Origin of the sequence: Flagellimonas olearia (assembly GCF_009184425.1) — a bacterium.
GTDB classification, from domain to species: domain Bacteria; phylum Bacteroidota; class Bacteroidia; order Flavobacteriales; family Flavobacteriaceae; genus Flagellimonas; species Flagellimonas olearia.
In genome coordinates, this window is record NZ_WELG01000211.1 from 1 (window position 1) to 311 (window position 311).

Genomic DNA, 311 nt, shown 5'->3' on the forward strand with positions numbered 1-311 from the left:
AAGTTCTTGCTATCGGATATGAAGGCATCATGGCAAAAGCCCAGGCGGAGCTGGACAGATGTCACGTGGGCGACGGCGATTATGCAAGGAGATCTCACTTTTTAAGCGCAGTGATCTTAAGCTGCCAGGCAGTGATGGAATATGCGCAGCGTTATGCGGCGCTGGCAGAAAAAATGGCTGCTGAATGCAGTGATCCTGTAAGAAGAAACGAACTTGAAGTGATCGCTCTTAACTGCAGCCGTGTCCCGGCAAAGGGGGCGGGAAGCTTTTATGAGGCATGTCAGTCTTTCTGGTTTGTTCAGCAGCTTATT

General features: G+C 50.2%; 1 protein-coding gene. It reads left to right on the top strand.

Going from position 1 to position 311, the window contains the following annotated elements; translation table 11 throughout:
* Positions 1-311 (top strand): pyruvate formate lyase family protein (locus F8C76_RS18495; protein WP_249042471.1); only part of this gene is annotated, 311 nt, incomplete at both ends.